Below are 19,357 nucleotides of genomic sequence, written 5' to 3'. Positions count from 1 at the left end.
GCTGGAAGGGTGACCGCACGCCGGGCCGGAGGTTTTATCTTGCGCCCCTCAAGTATCATGCATGAGCGAGCGGTTCATCTTCACCCGGCACCGCACCAACTGCTACCACTGCGGCGAGGATGCCGACCAGATCATAAAAGCGGTCTCCGCGCAGGCGCAGGTGGTCTGCTCTGCCTGCGGGGCTACACGGATCTTCGTCCCACGGTTTGAGAACACCGGGGCGATCGGGATCTGCACCCCGATCGGGTGTTATGACATCTGGAATATCGAGGCCGGAGCCCCGTGTAAAAAATGCGGGGTCACAGGGCCGCACGACCTCACGATCGGGTGCAGCCACTTCACGACCCGGTGCCGCAACTGCGGCTACACGCACTTCTACCGGTTCAATCTGGAGTATATCGGGCAGTGCCCTGTCGGCGGAGCCGACGAGGTCAGCGCTCCTCGCGCACCATAGCGATGGCCTGCTTCGGGCACTCGTTTGAGCAGATGCCGCATCCCTTGCAGTAGTCGAGATCGATGTTGAGTTCTTCGTCGATGACCCCGTCCGGGCAGTACTGGGCGCAGAGCCCGCAGGCGTTGCACGCCTCCTTGTCCACCACGGGCCGGAACGTCCGCCACGTTCCGGTCTTCCCCGACGCGGCCTCCTTCGGCCTGCTGAGCGCAAGTCTCTCTCTCATACCTTCAACTCCTCGTACGCCGCCTCAGCGGCTTTCACGTTCCGTTCGTCGGCAAACATCTCCCGGATTGCCTGTTCTGCCGAGGGGAGGGTGACGATGCCCATCTTCGCGAGCGCCCCGAGCACCGGGGTGTTCAGGATGGGGCTCCCGGCGACCACCAGATTCTCCGCGAGCGCGATCCCGGTCAGGTCGACGTGACGGCAGGTCCCGTTGCACCCGGCAACCGGGTGGGCACTGTTCAGGAGGACCGTCCCATCGACCTTGAGACCCTGCAGGACGTCCACCACGTCCATGATGCTCGTATCGAGCACGATCACGAGATCCGGCTCGTGGATCTGGCTGTAGATCTTGATCGGTTCGTCGTCGATCCGGACGAACGAGACGACCGGCGCACCGCGCCGTTCCGCCCCGTAGAAGGGGCAGGCCGTTGCGTATTTCCCGTCCCTGAACGCAGCGAGGGCGAGAAGCTTCGCGGCGGTGACGCCGCCCTGCCCGCCCCGGGAGTGAATCCTGATCTCATACATGGTCGCTCACCCCAAACCAGGTCTCTTCGCCGGGACACCTGTTCCGGACAAAGTCTGCAATATCATTATAGGTGACTTCCTGGCCGCCGAGGCCGGCGATCACGCTGTAGGGCTCGATTCCCGTCTTCGACCTGATGGAATGCGCCACCACGCCCCCAAAGCCGAAGGAGTAGTCGCGGTCGATCACCACGACCTCCCGCCCGGCAAGGTCGAGGTCCGGGAAGGGGCGGAACCAGCGCAGGCGCATGGACCCGGCCTTAACCCCATCGTCGCGGAGGCGGTCGATCGCTACCTCCGCCTCTTTCCCGAGCGATCCCATGGCGATGACGACGACGTCGGCATCTTCGCACCGGTAGTCCTCGGTAGGGCCGTAGGAGCGACCGAACCGCTCCGCAAACTCCCGTTCGACGTCCGCGATCACGCCCCGGGCGTCGCGCATCGACCGCTCGATATCCCAGCGGAACCGGAAGTAGTCGGCCGGTCCGGTCATGGGCCCGTAGCCGCAGGGGTTCTCCGTGTCGATGGCGTGCGGGAGATGGAAGGGGGGCAGGAAGTCGCCGATCTCGACCGTCTCCAGCGACTGCATGATGTGGCTGAGCGTGAATCCGTCCAGGTTGACCATCACGGGAAGGAGAACCTTCTCGTTCTCGGCGATCTTGAAGGCCATCAGGGTGGCGTCGTAGGCCTCCTGGACCGTGCCCACGAAGACCTGCAGCCAGCCCGTGTCGCGCTGGGAGAAAGCATCGGTGTGCTCCGCCCAGGTGTTCCACCCGGGTCCGAGAGCGCGGTTGACGTTCGCCATGACGACCGGCAGGCGTGCGCCCGCAGTCCAGTGGACCATCTCGTGCATGTAGAGGAGACCGTGCGAACTCGTCGCCGTGAAGGTGCGCACGCCCCCCGCGCTCGCCCCGATGCAGGCGGCCATCGCCGAGTGTTCGCTCTCCACCGGGATGTACCGGCTTTCGAGCTCACCGGTGGTGACGTACTCGGCGAGCTGCTCGACGATCTCGGTCTGGGGGGTGATCGGGTATGCGGCGACGACGCCGGGTTTTGCGGCCTTCACCGCGGCCGCCACAGCCTTGTTGCCGGTCGCGATCGTCAGCATACGCCGGCCTCCTCGCGGGAAAGGCGCTGAATGTTCCGTTCCACCTGCTGGCGCATTTCGTCAAAGATCTCGGGGCTCAGGTTCTTGAACCTGCCCTGGCCTTTGATGTAGTCCTCGAGAGGCGCGGGCTTCTTCATCGCGGCCTTCGACGGGCCGCTGATCGCGAGTTTCCCGAACTCGCGCTCGTAGAGAATCCACGTCCCGGTCTTCACCGCCAACTTCCCCATCTCGACGGTCTTCTCCGTGGGGTAGCGCCACCCCGGCGGGCACGGTGCGAGGATATGGATGAACTTGGGACCCTCGATCGAGAGCGCCTTCTTCACCTTCTTGTAGAGGTCGAGAGGGTAGGCGCTGCAGGCGGTCGCCATGTAGGGGGGGTTATGCGCCTCGACGATCCGGTCGAGGTCCTTCTTGGCCGTGGGCTTGCCGCCGGGGGTCGTGGTGGTGCGTGCCCCGAGGGGCGTCGAGCCCGACCGCTGCATGCCGGTGTTGCCGTATGCCTCGTTGTCGTAGCAGATGTAGAGGAAATTGGTGCCGCGCTCAAAAGCGCCGGAGAGCGACTGAATTCCGATATCGACCGTTCCGCCGTCGCCTGCGTAGACGATGACGTTGGTCTCTTTCCCGAGCGCACTAAGTGCGTTGCTCAGGCCGGAGGCGCAGGCGGCGGCTGCGGCAAATGCTATGTTATAGACGGGCACGTTCATTGCCGTGCCGGGGTAGATCCCCTGGATGACGCTGGTGCAGCAGGCGGGCACGACCAGGACAGAGTCGGGGCCGGCGGCTTTGAGCACATAACGAAGACACAGGGAAGAGCTGCACCCCGCACAGGCGGACGTACACTTATAGAGATACTCCTCCTTTGGAATCGCGGACAAATTGTTTACACTCCTCTCATCTATAATTGTCACCAATTGTAATGAGAGTTTTGCGATCCCGTTCCCGGGCACCCGGGGGCATTCCATGGGAATGACCGGCGAAAGTACGTCGGAATGAGGTATGCACGAAAATTGGACCGGGGGCGGAGTCCGGTTGAGCTGGAGCCCTGCCGCCTCCACTCACCCCCGTTCAGTTCCCGGCGTTCTGTCCGGGCGCGCGCCTCTCCCGCGTCGGCGCCGGGCGAAACAACCGGCGGACCAGGCCGACGTAACACTTCAGGCAGAAGGGCGTAAAGAACCAGGCCCCCATCTCCAGGAGGGGAAAGAGACCTTTGCGGCGTATCCGGTAACGGTAACTCTCGAGGTTCATCTTCATGTAGACCGGCGCGATCTCCTCAAACCACCTTGCTCTGGTGAGCCTGCCTTCGGCGACCGGCCGCGAGATCTCGTCGAGGAAGTCTAGGATCTCCATTCCCAGGACCCCCTCTGCGGGATGGGGGATGAAATCGTCGTCGATGATGAGCGGTTGCGCCTCGTACTCCCCGACGACGCCGTTCTTCTGCAGGTCGACCGAGAGGATGATCGCCTCCCGTGAGATGTTGTGAGGCCACTGGGGTTCGAACTGGAACATGCCGAGCGAATAGGCGATGAGCCCCCCGTGGTAGCGCTCGATCGCCTGCATGGTATGGGGGTGGTGCCCGAGGATCAGGGTGGCCCCTGCATCGATGAGCCGGTGGGCGAGGTCGATCTGCTCGGGGGACGGGTAGTAGGCCATCTCCGTCCCCCAGTGCAGCGAGACGGCGATATGGTCGCACCGGCCCTTAAGGGACGCGATATCCCTGAAGACATCCTCCTCGACCAGCCGGTTGACCGAGATTTCGCGTGATATGGCGAGTTTGCCGATCGTATAGCCCGCAAACCCGATCGAGATGCCGTTCTTCTCGAGGATGACCGGCTCCTGCCGTTCCTCGGTCGCCGATCCGCCGACGGCGAGGATGCCCCGGCTCTCGAGGGCATTCAGGGTGTTCTTGAAGCCCGCGGCACCGAGGTCGCCGGAATGGTTGTTTGCAACGCTCATGACGTCGAACCCGGCCTCCACCAGATGGCGGGCCGCATCCGGGCACGTGAAGATCACGTGATGCTTCTCTGCCGGATCTCCCGTATCCGAGAGGGTGGTCTCCAGGTTCCCGAAGAGGACGTCCTTATCCCGGAGGAGATGCCGGACCTCCCCGAACGGGTACCCGTTTTTCGCTGTCCGGGCCCATGTATCTCCGACTGCCGTTAATCTGAGTTTTTGCATGTTTCTCACACCGAAATGCCCCACTGGTCCAGCGGCAGGTCCTGTATCAGGAACTGGTATTTGCCGCGCCGGGTGCGGGGAATAGTCTCGACGAAACGGATGGTCACATCCACGTCGCCTTCAAATTTCCTGTTGAGTTCCCGGAGAATGCGTTCCGTATCCCGGTCGACATACCCCGGTTTTTTCACAATTCGCATCAGAACCTCTCCTTCCTCCCTCTGATAAAACTGGAACTGTGCAACGTTGTCAAAGACATCGGAGTGCATATTCACCGCCGTCATCGATATGAACCGGCGATCCTTCGTGACGATGAACTCCTGGAGCCTTCCTTCCACTCTCTCGAGCAGCGGGTAGGCACGGCCGCAGGAACAGGGGGCCTTCCCGAGAACCGCAACGTCCATGGTCCGGTAGCGGATGAGGGGACAGATAGGGTTGATGAGGCTCGTCGTGACCACCTCCCCCATCGCGCCCGGCCCCTCGACGGGCCGTCCGTCTCTCCCGATCAGTTCGACGACCCCGTATTCGGGGAAGATGTGATACCTGGTGCTCTCCTCGCACTCGCCGGCGAGCACCGTCTGCTCGGAGTTCCCGTACCAGGAGAAGACCCGGCACCTGAAGGTTTCGGTGAGCAGGTCCCGCTGCCAGGGGTAGAGGTTTTCGGACCCGCAGAGGACCGCTTTCACGGTCGGGAACGGCTCGATGCCGTGCTCCCGCATGTACCGGGCCAGGATCACGGCCGTGGAGGGGTACGCCTGGATGAACCGGGGCCGGAATTTCCGGATCCGGTCGATGTAGGCCGGCATGGTCTCCTCGGTCATGTGATGGGAGGACATCAGCAGCCACCGGCCGAGAAGTGCCCGCTTCCAGTAGACGCCGTCTTCTGGGGACCCGACGATGTAGCCCCGGAGGACGACGCACCGGTCGCCGAACCGGTAGCCGACGCGGTCCCACTGGGTCTTCATGAACGCCCACTCCCGGGCCCGGGAGACCCCTTTCTCGTAGTAAAACCCGACCGGGATACCGGTAGAACCGCCGGTTGTGACGTATTCGAAGGCCGTCTCCGGGTAGTTCCGGGCTTTTAAGTCGGGGAGGTTGTTCTGCAGGTCTTCCCGGGTCAGGAACGGGAGGAGGACAAGGTCTTCCGGGGTCTGGATGTCCCCGGGCACGAGGCCACGCTCCTCAAAGACCCGGCGGTAGTAGGGGACGTTCTCGTAAGCGTGGTCGAGCAGGCGCGAGAGCGCCTGCGCCTGGTGAGCCGCGAGTTCCTCCCGGCTCCACCGCCGGGACTGCTGAAGGAGGGTGTAAGTCTTACTGTACGCAGAGTATGCGGGAAGGATGCGGAGTGCCCTCGCCGTCACAGAATCTTCAAGCCGGAGAGCCTTCAATCCCCGATGATTCATCCGCACACCCATCGAGAGTGCTCATGTCGATACTCCGCATTAAACGTTTTGCTCCCCGGGATGCGGAATGAGACCGCGAGCACGATGGAGACGGCAAGTGTTCCCGGACAGTGGATGCGTTCAGAAGAAGTTCTCGGAGTACGGGATGGAGACCAGATCCCGGCCGGATGCACGACAAAAATGCTTCAGGAACTCAGGAAAGAGATTTTTCTCTGAGATGATCACCCAGATGTCACCGTACGCACCCGAACCGTTGCCCTCCCACGAGCGAAACGAGACATCGTCCATGGCAAGAAGGCGGAGTGCAACCATGCCCCTACCTCGCGTGTCACCGTATATAATGATTGCTGTCGGCTGTCAGACGCCGTGACCCGGGTCATTCCGGGCCTTCCGGGGACCTTCCGGGCGGGGCGGCCACGTCCGACCTCCCGGCGGCCTGTTGCGGATCCTGAGAAAGATATATATGGACCCCGGAAGTGATTAGAGGTCGCCGAGCAGCGGATAGCGTGACCGGACAGAGGTGACGAAAGGAATGACCGCGAGAAGAGTTGACGACAGAGATACCTGGGACACCTTCATCGATGAGAGCCCCTCGGGCCTCCTCTTTCATAAGTGGGACTACCTGCACCTGACAGCAAAGCATACGGAGTGCACGCTCCTCCCGTACGCGGTCTATAAGGGGGATGAACCTGTCTGCGTATTCCCGCTCTTTTGCAGGCGGATGCATGGCATTAACGCTGTTTTCTCCCCTCCCCCGCTCACGGTGATACCCCATCTCGGGTGCGTGATGAGCAGGGGGTTCGAAGGGCTTAAACAGAGCAAGAAGGAATCCCTCCTCGGGATGATTGCAGGGGAGATCCTGGAAGAGATCCGGGACCTCTCACCGAACTACCTCTCGATAGCCTTCGTCCCGGAGTTCAACGATATACGCCATTACCTCTGGGACCGGTGCGACGCACGGGTCCGGTATACCTACACCATCAACCTCGACCGGCCGCTTGAGGACCTCTGGAGCAACCTTCACTACAAACTCCGGAACAAACTGAAGAAAGAAGCCGCGGCCGGTCTCCGGCTGGAGAAGACAGGCGATATCTCCACGCTTCATGGGCTCATCTCCGATCGTTACCGGGATCCGTCGCTCGACATCCCGCCCATACGGCGGGACTACCTCGAAGACCTCGTGCGTGCCTACCCGGACAGGATCGGCATCTACTGCCTCTACGATGCAGAGGACGAGGTCGCGGCCGTGGTGGCAGCTCAGGAGTACAAGCGGTTCCTGCTCTGGATAGGGACACCGAAGGTCGAGACCGCCCATGCTGCAAACGAGTATCTCCAGTGGCTCCTGATCCAGCGTGCGCAGGCCGAAGGCTACCGCATCTTTGAGAACATGGGTGCGAACAACCCGGACCTCGTCTTCTTCAAGTCGAAGTTCAACCCGGACCTCAAGATGTACTTCGAGGTCGAGAAGAAAGATACCCTCGGGGCGGTCTCCGAGTGGGCATACCTCTCCTTCGCCAAGAAGCTGATGGTCCCCTACATCAGGTGAGCGGGAGGTGTCCCCCCGGCCCCGGCCCCCTTCTGAATCCGCGGAGAACGGTATAGATTCCTGAGGCCGGAGTCCGGTGTAAGAAACGTATAAGTATGAGTTCCGGCTATCCTGTAGCGGACACGGTCCGACACGACCGATCGCCCGGAAGTCAGGCCTATGGTGCTCGAACTCGTGAAAGATAGAGAGATCTGGGATTCATTTGTTGATGCAAGCCCTTACGGGCTGCTTTTCCACAAGTGGGACTACATAACGATCACCGCGCAGCATGCGGGGTATCGGCTCCTCCCCTACGGGGTTTACAAGGGTGAGGAACTGGTCTGCCTCGCTCCGCTCTTCTTCAAGAGCGCGCACGGGGTAAAGATGCTTTTTTCGCCGCCGCCCATGCAGGCGGTCGTCCCCTACCAGGGCTTCGTCCCGGCGAAGGAGTTTGATGCGCTGAAACTGGGCAAGAAGGAGGTGATCATGGACCTTGTTGCGGGCGACCTCTCCGCGGAGATCGAAGCGATCTCGCCGCACTACTTCTCCCTGACCCTTGTGCCCGGCCTCACCGATATCAGGCAATTCCTCTGGAGGGGGTATGCCCCGAAGGTCCACTACACGTACGTGATCGACCTTTCGCGGCCGATCGAGGCGATCTGGGGCGATTTCCACTACAAACTCCGCAACAAGATCCGGAAGGCCGAGAAGGCCGGTATGGATCTCGTGCGGAGCGCCGATATTTCGACGCTGTATGCATCGATTGCCAAACGGTTCAGCCAGCCGGAGATGAACATCCCTGTGATCAGCAGGCGCTACGTCGAGGACCTCTTCCGTGCGTACCCGGATCATCTCGCGGCTTACTATCTCTATGACCGGGAAGGCGCGCTCACGGGGGCTGTCGCCACCCAGGAATACAAACGCTTCCTGCTATGGATGGGAACGCCGCGGATCGAGAGTGCTCATGCCGGGAACGAGTATCTCCAGTGGCTCCTGGTCCAGCGTACACGGGCTGAGGGTTACCGGACCTTCGAGAACATCGGAGCGAACACGCCGGACCTGAACTTCTTCAAATCCAGGTTCTGTTCGGATCTCGGCATGTATATGGAGGTCTTTCGGAAGGATATGGTCGGGACGCTGGCGGAATGGGCCTACAGCACCGTCGTCAACAAACCCTGGCTGAAGCGCAGGGTCGTCTCTTATATCGACTGAGCCGTCAGAGATCCCCGATCGAGATGGGGAGTTTCTGGATAAGGTACCGGAACTTCCCGCCTTCGGTGCGGGGGATCTCATCGACGAAACGGACGTGGACGTTCACCTCGTCGCCGAGCTGCCACCGGAGCTCCCTGGTCAGTTGCTGCGTGTCTTCCTCGGTGTAGGCCGGCTTTCTGACGACCTTCATGATGAGCTCGCCCCTCTCCTCCTGGTACATCTGGAACTGTCGGATGTTCTCGAACGCTTCCGATTCGTAGTTGATGGGGGTGACGGATATCAGGTGCCCGCTCCGGGTTACGATGAACTCCTGCAGTCTCCCCTCCACCTTCTCGAGCAGGGGGTACTGCCTCCCGCACGAGCACTGCTTCTCGGTGGCAACCGCGACGTCCATGGTCCGGTAGCGGATGAGGGGGCAGACAAAGTTGGTGAGGTTTGTCGCGACCACCTCTCCCATCGCGCCCGGTCCCTCGACGGGCCGGTTGTCTCCCCCGATCAGTTCGACGATGCTGTATTCGGGGAAGATATGGTAGAGGGTGCTCTCCTCGCATTCGCCGGCGAGCACCGTCTGCTCGGAGTTCCCGTACCAGGAGAAGACCCGGCACCCGAACGCCTCTGCAAGCAGGCTCCGCTGCCAGGGGTAGAGGTTCTCGGACCCGCAGAGGACCGCCTTCACGGTCGGGAACGGCTCGATGCCGTGCTCTCGCATGTACCGGGCCAGGATCACGGCCGTGGAGGGGTAGGCGTGGATGAACCGGGGCCGGAATTTCCGTATCCAGTCGATATAGGCCGGCAGCGCCTCTTCGGTCATCTGGTGGGAGGACATGATCAGCCACCGGCCGAAGAGCGCCCGCCTCCAGGAGACACCGCTTGATGCCGCGTCTACGACGTGCCCCCGGAGGATGACGCACCGGTCGCCGAACCGGTAGCCGACGCGGTCCCACTGGGTCTTCATGAACGCCCACTCCCGGGCCCGGGAGACTCCTTTCTCGTAGTAGAACCCCATGGGGGTGCCGGTGGAGCCGGATGTGCGCACGTACTCGAAGGCCGTCTCCGGGTAGTTCCGGGCCTTCAGGTCGGCGAGGTTGGCCTGGATGATCTCTTTGGTCAGGAACGGGAGGAGGACAAGGTCCTCCGGTGTCCGGATATCCCCGGGCACGAGACTCCGCTCCTCAAAGACCCGGTGGTAGTAGGGGACATTTTCGTAAGCGTGGTCGAGCAGGCGAGAGAGCGCCCGGGTCTGGTAGGCCACGAGTTCTTCCCGGCTCCACCACTGGGACTGCTGGAGAAGCGCATACATCTTCCGATACGTACGGTAGGACGGCACCAGACTGAGCGCTTTTACGGTGAGCGGGTTCGCGTGAGATGCCCAGTTCAAGAGACCGGCCTTCGTATGCACACCTCCCGGGTCAGGCGGACATGTCGGGTGATACATGCTCAACCTTCACCCCCTCTCGTTCGCTGAAGCGTATTGGCAGGTTCTGGACGAAGTAGCGGTATTTGCCGCGGGCGGTGAGCGGTATGTTGTCGACGTACCTGATGGTGATGATGACGTCGTCACCGCAACTCCGGCTCACTTCATGGTAGAGATACTCCGCGTCCTGCTTGCTGAACGTCGATTTTCTCACGATGTTCAGGATGACTTCTCCAACCTTCTCCTGGTAGAACTGAAACTGTTTAACGTTATCGAACGCATCGGTGTCGATGTTCATGGCGATCCCGGAGAGGAATTCTCCTTTGCACGTCACGATGAAGTCCTGAACCCGCCCCTCCACGCGCTCGAGCAGCGGGTAACTCCGCCCGCAGGCACAGGCCCCCCCGGCTGCCGTGGCAAGGTCCATGGTCCGGTAGCGAATGAGGGGGCAGACGAAGTTGGTGAGGTTCGTCGCGACCACCTCCCCCATCGCGCCCGGCCCCTCGACGGGCCGGCCGTCTCTCCCGATCAGTTCGACGATCCCGTATTCGGGGAAGATGTGATACCTGGTGCTCTCCTCGCACTCGCCGGCGAGCACCGTCTGCTCGGAGTTCCCGTACCAGGAGAAGACCCGGCACCCGAACGCCTCTGCAAGCAGGTCCCGCTGCCAGGGGTAGAGGTTTTCGGACCCGCAGAGGACCGCTTTCACGGTCGGGAACGGCTCGATGCCGTGCTCCCGCATGTACCGGGCCAGGATCACGGCCGTGGAGGGGTATCCCTGGATGAACCGGGGTTTGAACCTCCGGATCCGGTCGATGTAGGCCGGCATGGTCTCCTCGGTCATGTGATGGGAGGACATCAGCAGCCACCTGCCGCAGAGCGTCTTCTTCCAGTAGATGCCGTCTTCTGGGGACCCGACGATGTAGCCCCGGAGGACGACGCACCGGTCGCCGAACCGGTAGCCGACGCGGTCCCACTGGGTCTTCATGAACGCCCACTCCCGGGCCCGGGAGACCCCTTTCTCGTAGTAAAACCCGACCGGGATGCCGGTGGAACCGCCGGTGGTGACGTATTCGAAGGCCGTCTCCGGGTAGTTCCGGGCTTTTAAGTCGGGGAGGTTGTTCTGCAGGTCTTCCCGGGTCAGGAACGGGAGGAGGACAAGGTCTTCCGGGGTCTGGATGTCCCCGGGCACGAGGCCACGCTCCTCAAAGACCCGGCGGTAGTAGGGGACGTTCTCGTAAGCGTGGTCGAGCAGGCGCGAGAGCGCCTGCGCCTGGTAGGCCGCGAGTTCTTCCCGGCTCCACCGCCGGGACTGCTGAAGGAGGGTGTAAGTCTTTCGATAGACGTTGTAGGAGGGGAGGATGCTGAGGGCTTTTGCTGTGAACGACTCCCTGCCGCAGATCCTCTCGCCCAGGCGTATCACGATCTTCTCTCCCCTGCCTATGTACTCTTCTGCCATACGTACCGGAACAGCACCGTTGTACCGCCTCTTCGCCTCACCGTCTCCCGGTTTTCGCCGGCTCTTCTCTGGCTGCTTTCCGGGTGGTCTGCCGGGAGCACCAACCCCTGCAGGCGACGTTTTCCCCGATGCATCGAGATAGTATAGCCCCGAACAACGTATATAAAAATTGGCATCCTGTCATCTGTTCCATTTGAGATCAGGGTTCTATAGATGCATGAATAGCCCTCCGGCGGAAGTATGGCGGGGGTGCGGATCCGGCTCTTAACGGCGCACTGTCTGATTCCCTTGATTTCCTGCCAAATAATGCCGTTTGGCAAACATGGCCCGATGAAGTGAGCATTTGGATAAACTATAAATATGCGAAAGCCTATCAGGGGTATGTCTTAGCAAGATAAGGCGACAGTCACCGGAGCCGTGCACACCCGATATGATGATGCAGGCCCGGGCAAGGGGGGATAATTATTCTAGAGAAGGCCGTACCTGATAGCAGTAGCACTGCGGAGATCTTCACGGGTCTCCCGACCGAGAATGACATCCTGGACGAGATACGGGCACTGGCCGGCGGATTGCGCAGGCAGAACGGAGGCGCCCCGGAGAACCTCGATTTTACAGTACCCATCGGCTGGGAGGAGCGGGTAGGCTACCTTGACGGGCGGCCGATCAGGCGGCTGATCATCTTCCTCCGCTCCACGGGTTGCGAGTGGGTCGAGAAGACCGGGGGATGCACCATGTGCGGGTTCTACTGTGCGACATCCCGGGGCCGGGAGGTCTCGGCGGAGGAGTACATCGCACAGTTCGAGCACGTGATGAACGCCGTCGACCTGGGGGATTACCCGATCGTCTCGATATATAACGATGGCAACATCTTTAACGAAAAAGAGATGCCGGTCGCCGCCATCGAGAAGATCTGCTCGTATATCGACGGTTACAGGAACATCAGGAAGGTGGTTGTCGAGTCGAGGATCGATTACTCGCCGGACGAGCATGTGGCAAAGATGAAGAAGGCCTTAAACGGGCGGCAACTCGAGGTGGCGTTCGGGTTTGAGTCCGCGAACTCCCAGGTGATGAACCTCTGCATCAACAAGGGGTTCTCGGCAAATAACTTCGATCACTTCCATTCAAGGATGCAGGGAATGGGCGTGCTGACAAAACCCCTTCTTCTCGTAAAGCCGCCGTTCCTTACCGAGGGAGAGGCGATAGACGATATCCTGCGGACCGTGGCGTACTGTGTATCCCGGGGGATCGCCTATGTCGATCTCGAGGTGACGACGGTCGAGAAGAACACTGTCGTGCACGAACTCTGGAAGAATAACCTCTACCGCCCGCCGTGGCTCTGGAGTCTCGTCGATCTCCTGCAGCAGTGCCGGGAGCGGTTCGGGGATCGTGCCCACGTCTACGTCAGCCCCTGGAACTACTCGGTCGAGTCTCTCGACTGGGCCCGGAACTGCGGGAAGTGCGATGCCGAGATCACCGGTGCGATCGAGCGCTACAACTGTCACTTCGATACGGCGGAGTTCGACGGGCTGGACTGTTCATGTCGGGAGGAAGGGTGGAAGAAGGCCGCTATGGTGGAAGACCCCCGTACGATCCCGGAGAGGATCCGCGAGCAGTTGACATACGTCCGGGGTGCCCGGCTTTCGTCCCAGTAAACATCCCTAATATCCACTTTTGTGAACCTCCCGCTGAGTCGGGTGCAGACGAGTCCCGGGCTCTCCCCGGGTGTTTTTCGCGACGGGCCGAAGGGCCGGAGCGGGAGCACCGGCAGGTGGGACTGGCCGACGGGCCGAAGGGCCGGAGCTCGAGAAGAACTTCATTCTTCGAGAACGCGAAAGGAACACCAACAATCGCGACTGAAAAAATTGATGCCCGGGAGTGTTTCAGAGCCCGACCAGCCCGAGATCGATCTTTTGGGGTGTCCCGGTATCGATCGACTCCCATGCCGCAAACGTCGCAAGCGTCGTCGCGACGTTGCCGGCGAAATCCGGCTCTTCGCCCTTCACGAACGCCAGGAGTTCCTCGGCAAACCCCTTCTCCTGGGTGAGCCACCGCCTCTCCCTTGATACCTTCCCGTCCCGCCGGAGCTCGAGGTCGCGGAAGTCGGTGATCCTCCCGACAGCGTTGTCGCAGAAGACCTCGACTGTCTCCTTCGGGTAAGAACGGTCACCGAGTGTCGTGTAGGTGACGGTGCCGACCGACCCGTCGTCGAAGGTCAGGGTCGCCTGGAAGTTGTCGTACTTCCGGAGGGTCCCGGTCGGCTCGATCGCCCGGGCATAGACCTGGACCGGCCGTGCCCCGGTGATGTACTGCATGAAGTCGATGAAGTGGCAGCACTCCGAGATCAGCATGCCCCCGCCCTGCTCGTCGTCGTGCACCCAGTGTTCGGGCGGGATCTGCCCGGCGTTGACGCGGTAGTGCAGGACCACGGGGGTTGCCCTGTTCCCGAAGAACTCCTTCATCTTCCGTGAGAGCGGGGAGTAGCGCCGGTTGAACCCGACCATCAGCCGCTGCCCGGACTCGTTCTGGGCCGCAACAAGCCCCCTGAGCCCGTCGATGTCGGTGGCGAGCGGTTTCTCCACGAAGACGTCTTTCCCGGCACGCAGTGCGTCGATCGCCATGGGCGCGTGGAGATCGTTTCTGGTCGCGATCATCACCGCGTCGATCCCCGGGTCCTCGAGGATCTTCTGGTAGTCGGTGGTGCAGTAGGAGAACCCGTACTTCTTCGCAACCGTCTGCGCCGAGAGACCCGTCGCGGTCGCAACCCCCCCGAGGTTCACGGGGAGCCCCGGCAGGTGGGGGTAGAGGGCGCTCTGGGCGTGGACCCCTGCACCGATACATCCGAGCGTCCGGGCTCCGACCGGCACCTTCCGCCTCCGTCCCTCGGGCCCCGGGAGGCGGGTGACGGTGCCGGAGACGCTCGAACCGTTCGGGCTGTACTGCAGGAGGACTCCGATGAACCGCTCTTTTCCGGTATTGATGAGGTTGTAGGCCTCCGGCGCATCGTCGAGCGGGAAGGTGTGGGTGATCAGGCGGTCGAGATCGATCCGCTTCTGCCGCACCAGCTCGAGGAACGCCTCCATGTTCCTCCGCTCCGTCCACCGGACGTAGATCGGGTAGTCGATCCCTCGCTCCTCGTAGTTCCGGTCGTAGCGGCCGGGGCCGTAAGACCGGGAGACGACGACCTCCGCCTCCTTCTCGTAGAAGATGTCGCGAGGCACGTTCATACCGACGTTCCCGACGACCACGACCCTCCCCTTATCCCTGACCAGGTGGCCGGCGGCCTCGATGGGGGCGCTCGACCGGGTGGCCGCGGTGATGACGACCGCGTCCGCCCCGAACGGCGAGAGGGCCCTCATCCTCTCGGTGAGGCCGTCGTAGTTCGAGACGACGTCCGCACCGAGGCTTGCTGCGAGCGAGAGTTTCTCCCGGTCGATATCGATCCCGATGACCCGGCACCCTGCGGCTTTGAGGATCTGCACGCAGAGGAGCCCGATCAGCCCGAGGCCGATCACCGCAACGTTCTCGCCCACCGTGACTTCTGCGTTCCGAACACCGTGCATTGCGATCGACCCGACGGTCGTGAACGCTGCTTCCCTGAAACTGACGCCTTCGGGGATCCTGACACAGAGGTTCTTCGGGACCGAGACGTATTCGGCATGCACCGCATACCCGGCCCCGGCGCAGGCGACGCGGTCGCCGACCTCGAAGTCGTCGGCCCCGGTCGTCACCACGGTGCCCGCACAGCTGTAGCCGAGCGATTCGGGCTTTGCAAGGCGGCTCATCGCCTGCTGGTACGCCGAGAGCGGGCCGTCCGTGCCGACCTTCTGGAGAACTTTCTTCACGTCGTCGGGACGTGCTTTCGCCTTGCCGACGAGCGACTGCTGTGCGAGATTGATCAGCGACGACTCCGTGCCGGCGCTGATGAGGGAGTAGGCGTTCTCGACGACGACCCCTCTCGTTACGGTGGGAACGGGGACGTTCTCCACCTGGATAGACCCTGACTGCAGGTCGAGTAATACCTGTTTCATGTATGTTCCCCCCATATTCTCGACTGGCTGAGGCAGTCGAGCATCTCCGATGTCATGAAGAGATCGGGGAAGTTATTCGACGGCTCCACGGTCGACGATCGGATCCCGAGCAGCCGGCAGAGCCCTTCAAAAGACTGCGTCTCCACGGTCTTGCCGTAACGACGGCGGGCGATCTCGCGGTACATGCCGTAGCCGAACCGGAACGCCCGGTGCCGTAGCGGATACCCCCCAAGCGACGCCGCCGTTGCCGCAGTGGCGACGGATGGGACGAGATCGCTCCAGGCCCCCGGTTCCCACCGGGGCGCGAGCCCCTGCACATACTCCCCGAGCCGATTGAGGCAGAGATCGGCGTGTTCCCGGTAACGGTCGTCCATGCGTGACGCATAGACAAAGGAGGCCTGGGCAAACGCGTATGCTCCGGAGAGGTAGTATGCGAAGGATAGCCCGCTCCTCGACCAGTCGAACCTCCCGTCGGGACGCTGGGCATCTGCGAGCCATCGGGCCCCTTCCGCGAGGCTTTCATCGATCCGGTCGTCGTGAAGCACGTCGTTTGTCTTTGCCAGGTAGTACATCGTCACCCCCTGGTAGTGCACGCAGGGGAGTTTGAAGACGTACGGGTAGGTCCCCTTATCGACGGCGTAGGGGTAAACGCCGCATTTACACTGGTGACGGACGATGTTCTCCACCGCCCGGAGGGCGGCCGCACGGGCGTCCGCATCGTCGTACCGTTCCGCATACCGGGCAAGGAACGCCCCGCATGAGGCGTCGACGTTCAGGTGGTCGGCGGTATACCCCCGGGACTTCAGGAAATATCCCGGCCTTCTTTCGGCCGCGAGAACGAAGTCCCGGGCCTTTTGGAGCGCATCCTCGTGCGGATGCCGGTCTGCCGCCTCCAGGAGCGCGTCGCCGATAAACGCGGTGATCAGGGCCGAAGGCTCGTTGTAGTTGACGTGAACCTCGTTGTAGGACCCGTCCGGGTTCTGGCACCCGGCGACATAGTTCAGGATCGGGCCCACGAGCGGGTCGCCGCCCAGGCGAAGCAATGCCTTGCAGACCTCGGCGTGCACGCGGTTCCGGATGATGCCGAAGACCGGGTCGCGGATGTACGCGGTCTCGCCGTCGACGACGGCGAGCTCCCGGACCTCTCCGGCAACCCGGGCAAGAAGCGATGTCAGGCGCCCGTCCATGTCATCCTCTCGATGCACTGCTTCAGTTTCAGGGCGACCGATCGCCGGTCATAGTGCTCTGCGACGTACTCCCGGCCCCGGCGCCCCATCTCCTCCATCCGCTCCGGGTCGTCCAGGAGCGCCGAGAGCGCCGCGGCGATCGCCTCCGGCGTGTTGTCGGCGATGACCCCCGCACCCGACTCCTCTGCGAGATGGGCGATCTCGCCGCTTCCGCAACCGACGAAGGGTATCCCGCAGGCCATGTACTCGTAGGCCTTGGTGGGGGCAGCGTACTCGAGGTTCGCGAGCCTCTTTAAGGGCGCCACTCCCACGAGCGACTCGGAGAGCAACCGCGGGATCTCCTCGCGCGGAAGGGTGCCCGTAAAGACGACCGAGCCGGTCAGGCTCTCGGCTTTCACCAGCTTCTCAAGGTGCTCCCTCGTGTCGCCGTCGCCGACGATGAGGAACTTCAGGTTGTAGGTGCCGTTCATCGACTTGACGGCGAGAGCCACCTTATCGAGATCCTGGGCGTGCCCGACGTTGCCGGCATAGATGATCTGCCGCTTCTTTCCGCCGTTCGTGGGGCGAAAGAAGTCGGTGTTGACGCCGTTGGGCATCAACTTCATGGGGGCCGTGACCCGGTAGCGCGACGAGATCCTCCGCCCGAGCTCTTCGGTCGTGACCCCGACGAGATCTGCTCGTGCGAGGCACATCTGCTCGAACTTCCGGCTCATCCTCTCGTAGATGCTTCCCTCCCTGAGGAACCCGAGACTTATCGATGCGTCGATCCAGAGGTCGCGGATATCGAGGATCCACTTCACCCGTGACGTCCGTTTCAGGACATATCCCGGGATCCCGGTGAAGAGGGGCGGTGCCGACGTGACGATCGCATCGAACCGATTCCGGTTGAAGAGGAGCCAGAGTGCGGCGTGGATCGGGAAGAAGAGGTAGTAAGCCATCCTGCTTGCAAACCCCGGGTTTCCTGATCCCGGCTGCCAGGTCCAGAGATGTACAACCCGGACCCCGTTGACCTCCTGCACGTCCGACCGCTTCCAGGTGCGGGAGAACGAGCCGGTGGGAAACGTGGCGTGCGGCGCAAGCACGGTCACGTCGATACCCAGTTTTGCAAGATGCACGGCAGTGTCATGGATGCGTGATGCGTTTCCTGATTTTTCCGGTGGAAAATGTTGTGATACGATGCATACCTGTTTCATGCAACTCCTCGTAGTATCTGGATACGGTCGCCGGAGACCGGTTGTCAAGCCCCCTGATAAACCGCGTGCGGGGGCTAAAGGAAGTCCTCCCGCCCGTTCGGAGAGAGCAGGGAGATAGACGGCGGCGCTGGCGCTGCGATCGACCGCGCAGCACCTGCGGGATACAGGCTCGCCTGGGGCGTGACCTCGCCCAGGGGCACGGGCTGCACCGATGAGCCATCACCCAGCACGCGGACGGCAAAACCCCGGTCGGTCCACTTCTCATGGTCGAGGATGTTCCGGGCGTCTATGACGAACTTCGTTCTCATCCGGAGCCCCGCCGGGTCCATCGTGCGGAAGCAGTCGTGATCGGTGAGGATGACGACACAGTCGCTCCCGGCGGTTGCATCCAGAGCATCCATGAGGGGGTGCGGGAATTCTGCCACGTACGGGTCGTGGCACCTGATGGTATACCCCTCGTTCTCGGCGAGCTGGATGAACTTGAATGCCGGACTCTCCCGGGTGTCGCCGATATTGCCCTTGTAGGCGACGCCGAAGATGCTGACCGTCGGATTTCTGACGCCGGCGAGCAGGTTGCGGGCGACGTGCAGCACGTAGTTCGGCATGGAATCGTTGACCTCCCGCGCCGTGGAGACCATCCTGCACCGTGTCGAGTTCTCGGTCAGGAACCAGGGATCGATGGCGATGCAGTGTCCTCCGACGCCCGGGCCCGGGTTGAGGATGGTGACCCGGGGATGCTTGTTTGCGAGGGTGATGGCCTCCCAGACATTGATCCCGCACTCCTCGGCGAGCTGGGCAAACTCGTTCGCGAGCGCGATGTTCACGTCGCGGCAGGTGTTCTCCATCAGTTTGACGAACTCCGCCGTCCGCGTATCGGTCTGGTATATCTGCCCGCGGACGAAGGTCTGGTAGATCGAGGTCGCCCGGTCGGTGGAGTCCCGGTCGTACCCGCCGATGATGCGGCTGTTGCCCGCCATCTCCTGCAGGGTCCGCCCGGGGATTGCCCGCTCGGGACAATGGGCGTACAGGAAATCACCGACAACGACACCGTTCTTCTCAAGCCTGGGGATGACGACCCGTTCGCTCGTTCCCGGCGGGACGGTCGATTCGAGGATGACCAGGTTTCCTTTCCGGAGGTGGGGGGCGATCATGTCGGCCGCTTTTTTGACGTATGAAAGGTCGGAGACCTTTGTTGCCGGATCCAGGGGTGTCGGCACGGCAATCAGGAATGCATCCGCGGCCTCCGGTTCGATCCTGGCGTAAAATCGCTCTTTAGCCTTGCGGTACAGGTCCTCAAGCCCCGGCTCCCTGAACGGCAGGTTCCCGTGATTCAGGGCATCCACCACGCTCTGCTTCACGTCGACGCCCACGACGTCCGCTCCGTGAGCCGCAAACAGCAGTGCAGTCGGCAATCCTATGTATCCTAATCCCAGTACACAGATCTTCATGTGCATCTCC

At 62.1% G+C, this 19,357-nt stretch carries 17 protein-coding genes; 4 read left to right on the top strand and 13 right to left on the bottom strand.

Translation table 11 applies throughout. The features are described 5' to 3' along the window. The first annotated feature begins 61 nt into the window (after positions 1-61). Entirely contained in the window at positions 62-454 is a 393-nt protein-coding gene (locus tag DIC75_RS01225) for a hypothetical protein (protein WP_250986196.1), read from the top strand. On the opposite strand, the gene DIC75_RS01220 is transcribed toward DIC75_RS01225, so the two are convergent. The 7 genes from DIC75_RS01220 to DIC75_RS01190 all read right to left on the bottom strand — a co-directional run bounded on the left by DIC75_RS01220 (position 432) and on the right by DIC75_RS01190 (position 6,193). Next, complete coding sequence (locus DIC75_RS01220; RefSeq protein ID WP_250986195.1) at positions 432-677, bottom strand: 4Fe-4S binding protein; 246 nt, start codon at positions 675-677, stop codon at positions 432-434. The genes DIC75_RS01225 and DIC75_RS01220 overlap by 23 nt on opposite strands. Beyond that, positions 674-1,201, bottom strand: coding sequence for a 2-oxoacid:acceptor oxidoreductase family protein (locus DIC75_RS01215; RefSeq protein WP_250986194.1), 528 nt, complete (start codon positions 1,199-1,201; stop codon positions 674-676). Before DIC75_RS01215 ends, DIC75_RS01220 begins: the two co-directional genes overlap by 4 nt. Continuing rightward, the gene (locus tag DIC75_RS01210) at positions 1,194-2,306 is read right to left on the bottom strand and encodes a transketolase C-terminal domain-containing protein (RefSeq protein WP_250986193.1); all 1,113 of its coding nucleotides are present in this window, start codon (positions 2,304-2,306) and stop codon (positions 1,194-1,196) included. Before DIC75_RS01210 ends, DIC75_RS01215 begins: the two co-directional genes overlap by 8 nt. Continuing rightward, a complete protein-coding gene (locus DIC75_RS01205; protein WP_250986192.1) occupies positions 2,300-3,181 on the bottom strand; it encodes a thiamine pyrophosphate-dependent enzyme in 882 nt (293 codons plus the stop codon). Before DIC75_RS01205 ends, DIC75_RS01210 begins: the two co-directional genes overlap by 7 nt. Before the next feature lie 190 nt (positions 3,182-3,371). Next, positions 3,372-4,481: a CapA family protein gene (locus tag DIC75_RS01200; RefSeq protein ID WP_250986191.1), complete on the bottom strand. Its 1,110-nt coding sequence runs from the start codon at positions 4,479-4,481 to the stop codon at positions 3,372-3,374. A gap of 5 nt (positions 4,482-4,486) precedes the next feature. Then, complete coding sequence (locus tag DIC75_RS01195) at positions 4,487-5,893, bottom strand: phenylacetate--CoA ligase family protein (RefSeq protein WP_250986190.1); 1,407 nt, start codon at positions 5,891-5,893, stop codon at positions 4,487-4,489. 108 nt (positions 5,894-6,001) lie between these two features. Then, positions 6,002-6,193 (bottom strand): hypothetical protein, encoded by a 192-nt coding sequence (locus DIC75_RS01190; protein WP_250986189.1) that lies wholly within the window; start codon positions 6,191-6,193, stop codon positions 6,002-6,004. A gap of 220 nt (positions 6,194-6,413) precedes the next feature. Between DIC75_RS01190 and DIC75_RS01185 the strand changes: the two genes are divergently transcribed. Together DIC75_RS01185 and DIC75_RS01180 are read left to right on the top strand one after the other, a co-directional pair. Next, the gene (locus DIC75_RS01185) at positions 6,414-7,427 is read left to right on the top strand and encodes a GNAT family N-acetyltransferase (protein WP_250986188.1); all 1,014 of its coding nucleotides are present in this window, start codon (positions 6,414-6,416) and stop codon (positions 7,425-7,427) included. Positions 7,428-7,586: 159 nt separating this feature from the next. After that, a complete protein-coding gene (locus DIC75_RS01180; RefSeq protein ID WP_250986187.1) occupies positions 7,587-8,618 on the top strand; it encodes a GNAT family N-acetyltransferase in 1,032 nt (343 codons plus the stop codon). 4 nt (positions 8,619-8,622) lie between these two features. Here DIC75_RS01180 and DIC75_RS01175 read toward each other — a convergent pair whose 3' ends face one another. Both DIC75_RS01175 and DIC75_RS01170 read right to left on the bottom strand, forming a co-directional pair. Further along, a complete protein-coding gene (locus tag DIC75_RS01175; protein WP_250986186.1) occupies positions 8,623-10,017 on the bottom strand; it encodes a phenylacetate--CoA ligase family protein in 1,395 nt (464 codons plus the stop codon). A 10-nt stretch (positions 10,018-10,027) separates the two neighbouring features. After that, positions 10,028-11,491 (bottom strand): phenylacetate--CoA ligase family protein, encoded by a 1,464-nt coding sequence (locus DIC75_RS01170; RefSeq protein WP_284738339.1) that lies wholly within the window; start codon positions 11,489-11,491, stop codon positions 10,028-10,030. 569 nt (positions 11,492-12,060) lie between these two features. Between DIC75_RS01170 and DIC75_RS01165 the strand changes: the two genes are divergently transcribed. Beyond that, the gene (locus DIC75_RS01165) at positions 12,061-13,143 is read left to right on the top strand and encodes an archaeosine biosynthesis radical SAM protein RaSEA (protein ID WP_250986185.1); all 1,083 of its coding nucleotides are present in this window, start codon (positions 12,061-12,063) and stop codon (positions 13,141-13,143) included. Between the two features lie 228 nt (positions 13,144-13,371). Here DIC75_RS01165 and DIC75_RS01160 read toward each other — a convergent pair whose 3' ends face one another. The 4 genes from DIC75_RS01160 to DIC75_RS01145 form a co-directional block, all read right to left on the bottom strand. Further along, on the bottom strand, positions 13,372-15,519 hold the full coding sequence (locus DIC75_RS01160; protein ID WP_250986184.1) for a bi-domain-containing oxidoreductase: 2,148 nt from the start codon (positions 15,517-15,519) through the stop codon (positions 13,372-13,374). After that, complete coding sequence (locus DIC75_RS01155) at positions 15,516-16,706, bottom strand: prenyltransferase/squalene oxidase repeat-containing protein (RefSeq protein WP_250986183.1); 1,191 nt, start codon at positions 16,704-16,706, stop codon at positions 15,516-15,518. The genes DIC75_RS01160 and DIC75_RS01155 overlap by 4 nt, the downstream gene beginning before the upstream one ends. Continuing rightward, on the bottom strand, positions 16,691-17,899 hold the full coding sequence (locus DIC75_RS01150; protein ID WP_284738338.1) for a glycosyltransferase family 4 protein: 1,209 nt from the start codon (positions 17,897-17,899) through the stop codon (positions 16,691-16,693). The genes DIC75_RS01155 and DIC75_RS01150 overlap by 16 nt, the downstream gene beginning before the upstream one ends. Positions 17,900-17,973: 74 nt before the next feature. Further along, positions 17,974-19,347, bottom strand: coding sequence for a nucleotide sugar dehydrogenase (locus DIC75_RS01145; protein ID WP_250986181.1), 1,374 nt, complete (start codon positions 19,345-19,347; stop codon positions 17,974-17,976). Positions 19,348-19,357: the final 10 nt, after the last annotated feature.

It is taken from the genome of Methanoculleus oceani (assembly GCF_023702065.1).
Lineage (GTDB): Archaea > Halobacteriota > Methanomicrobia > Methanomicrobiales > Methanoculleaceae > Methanoculleus > Methanoculleus oceani.
The sequence above is the reverse complement of the archived record's forward strand: the minus strand, read 5'-3'. Positions and strand labels throughout refer to the sequence as shown.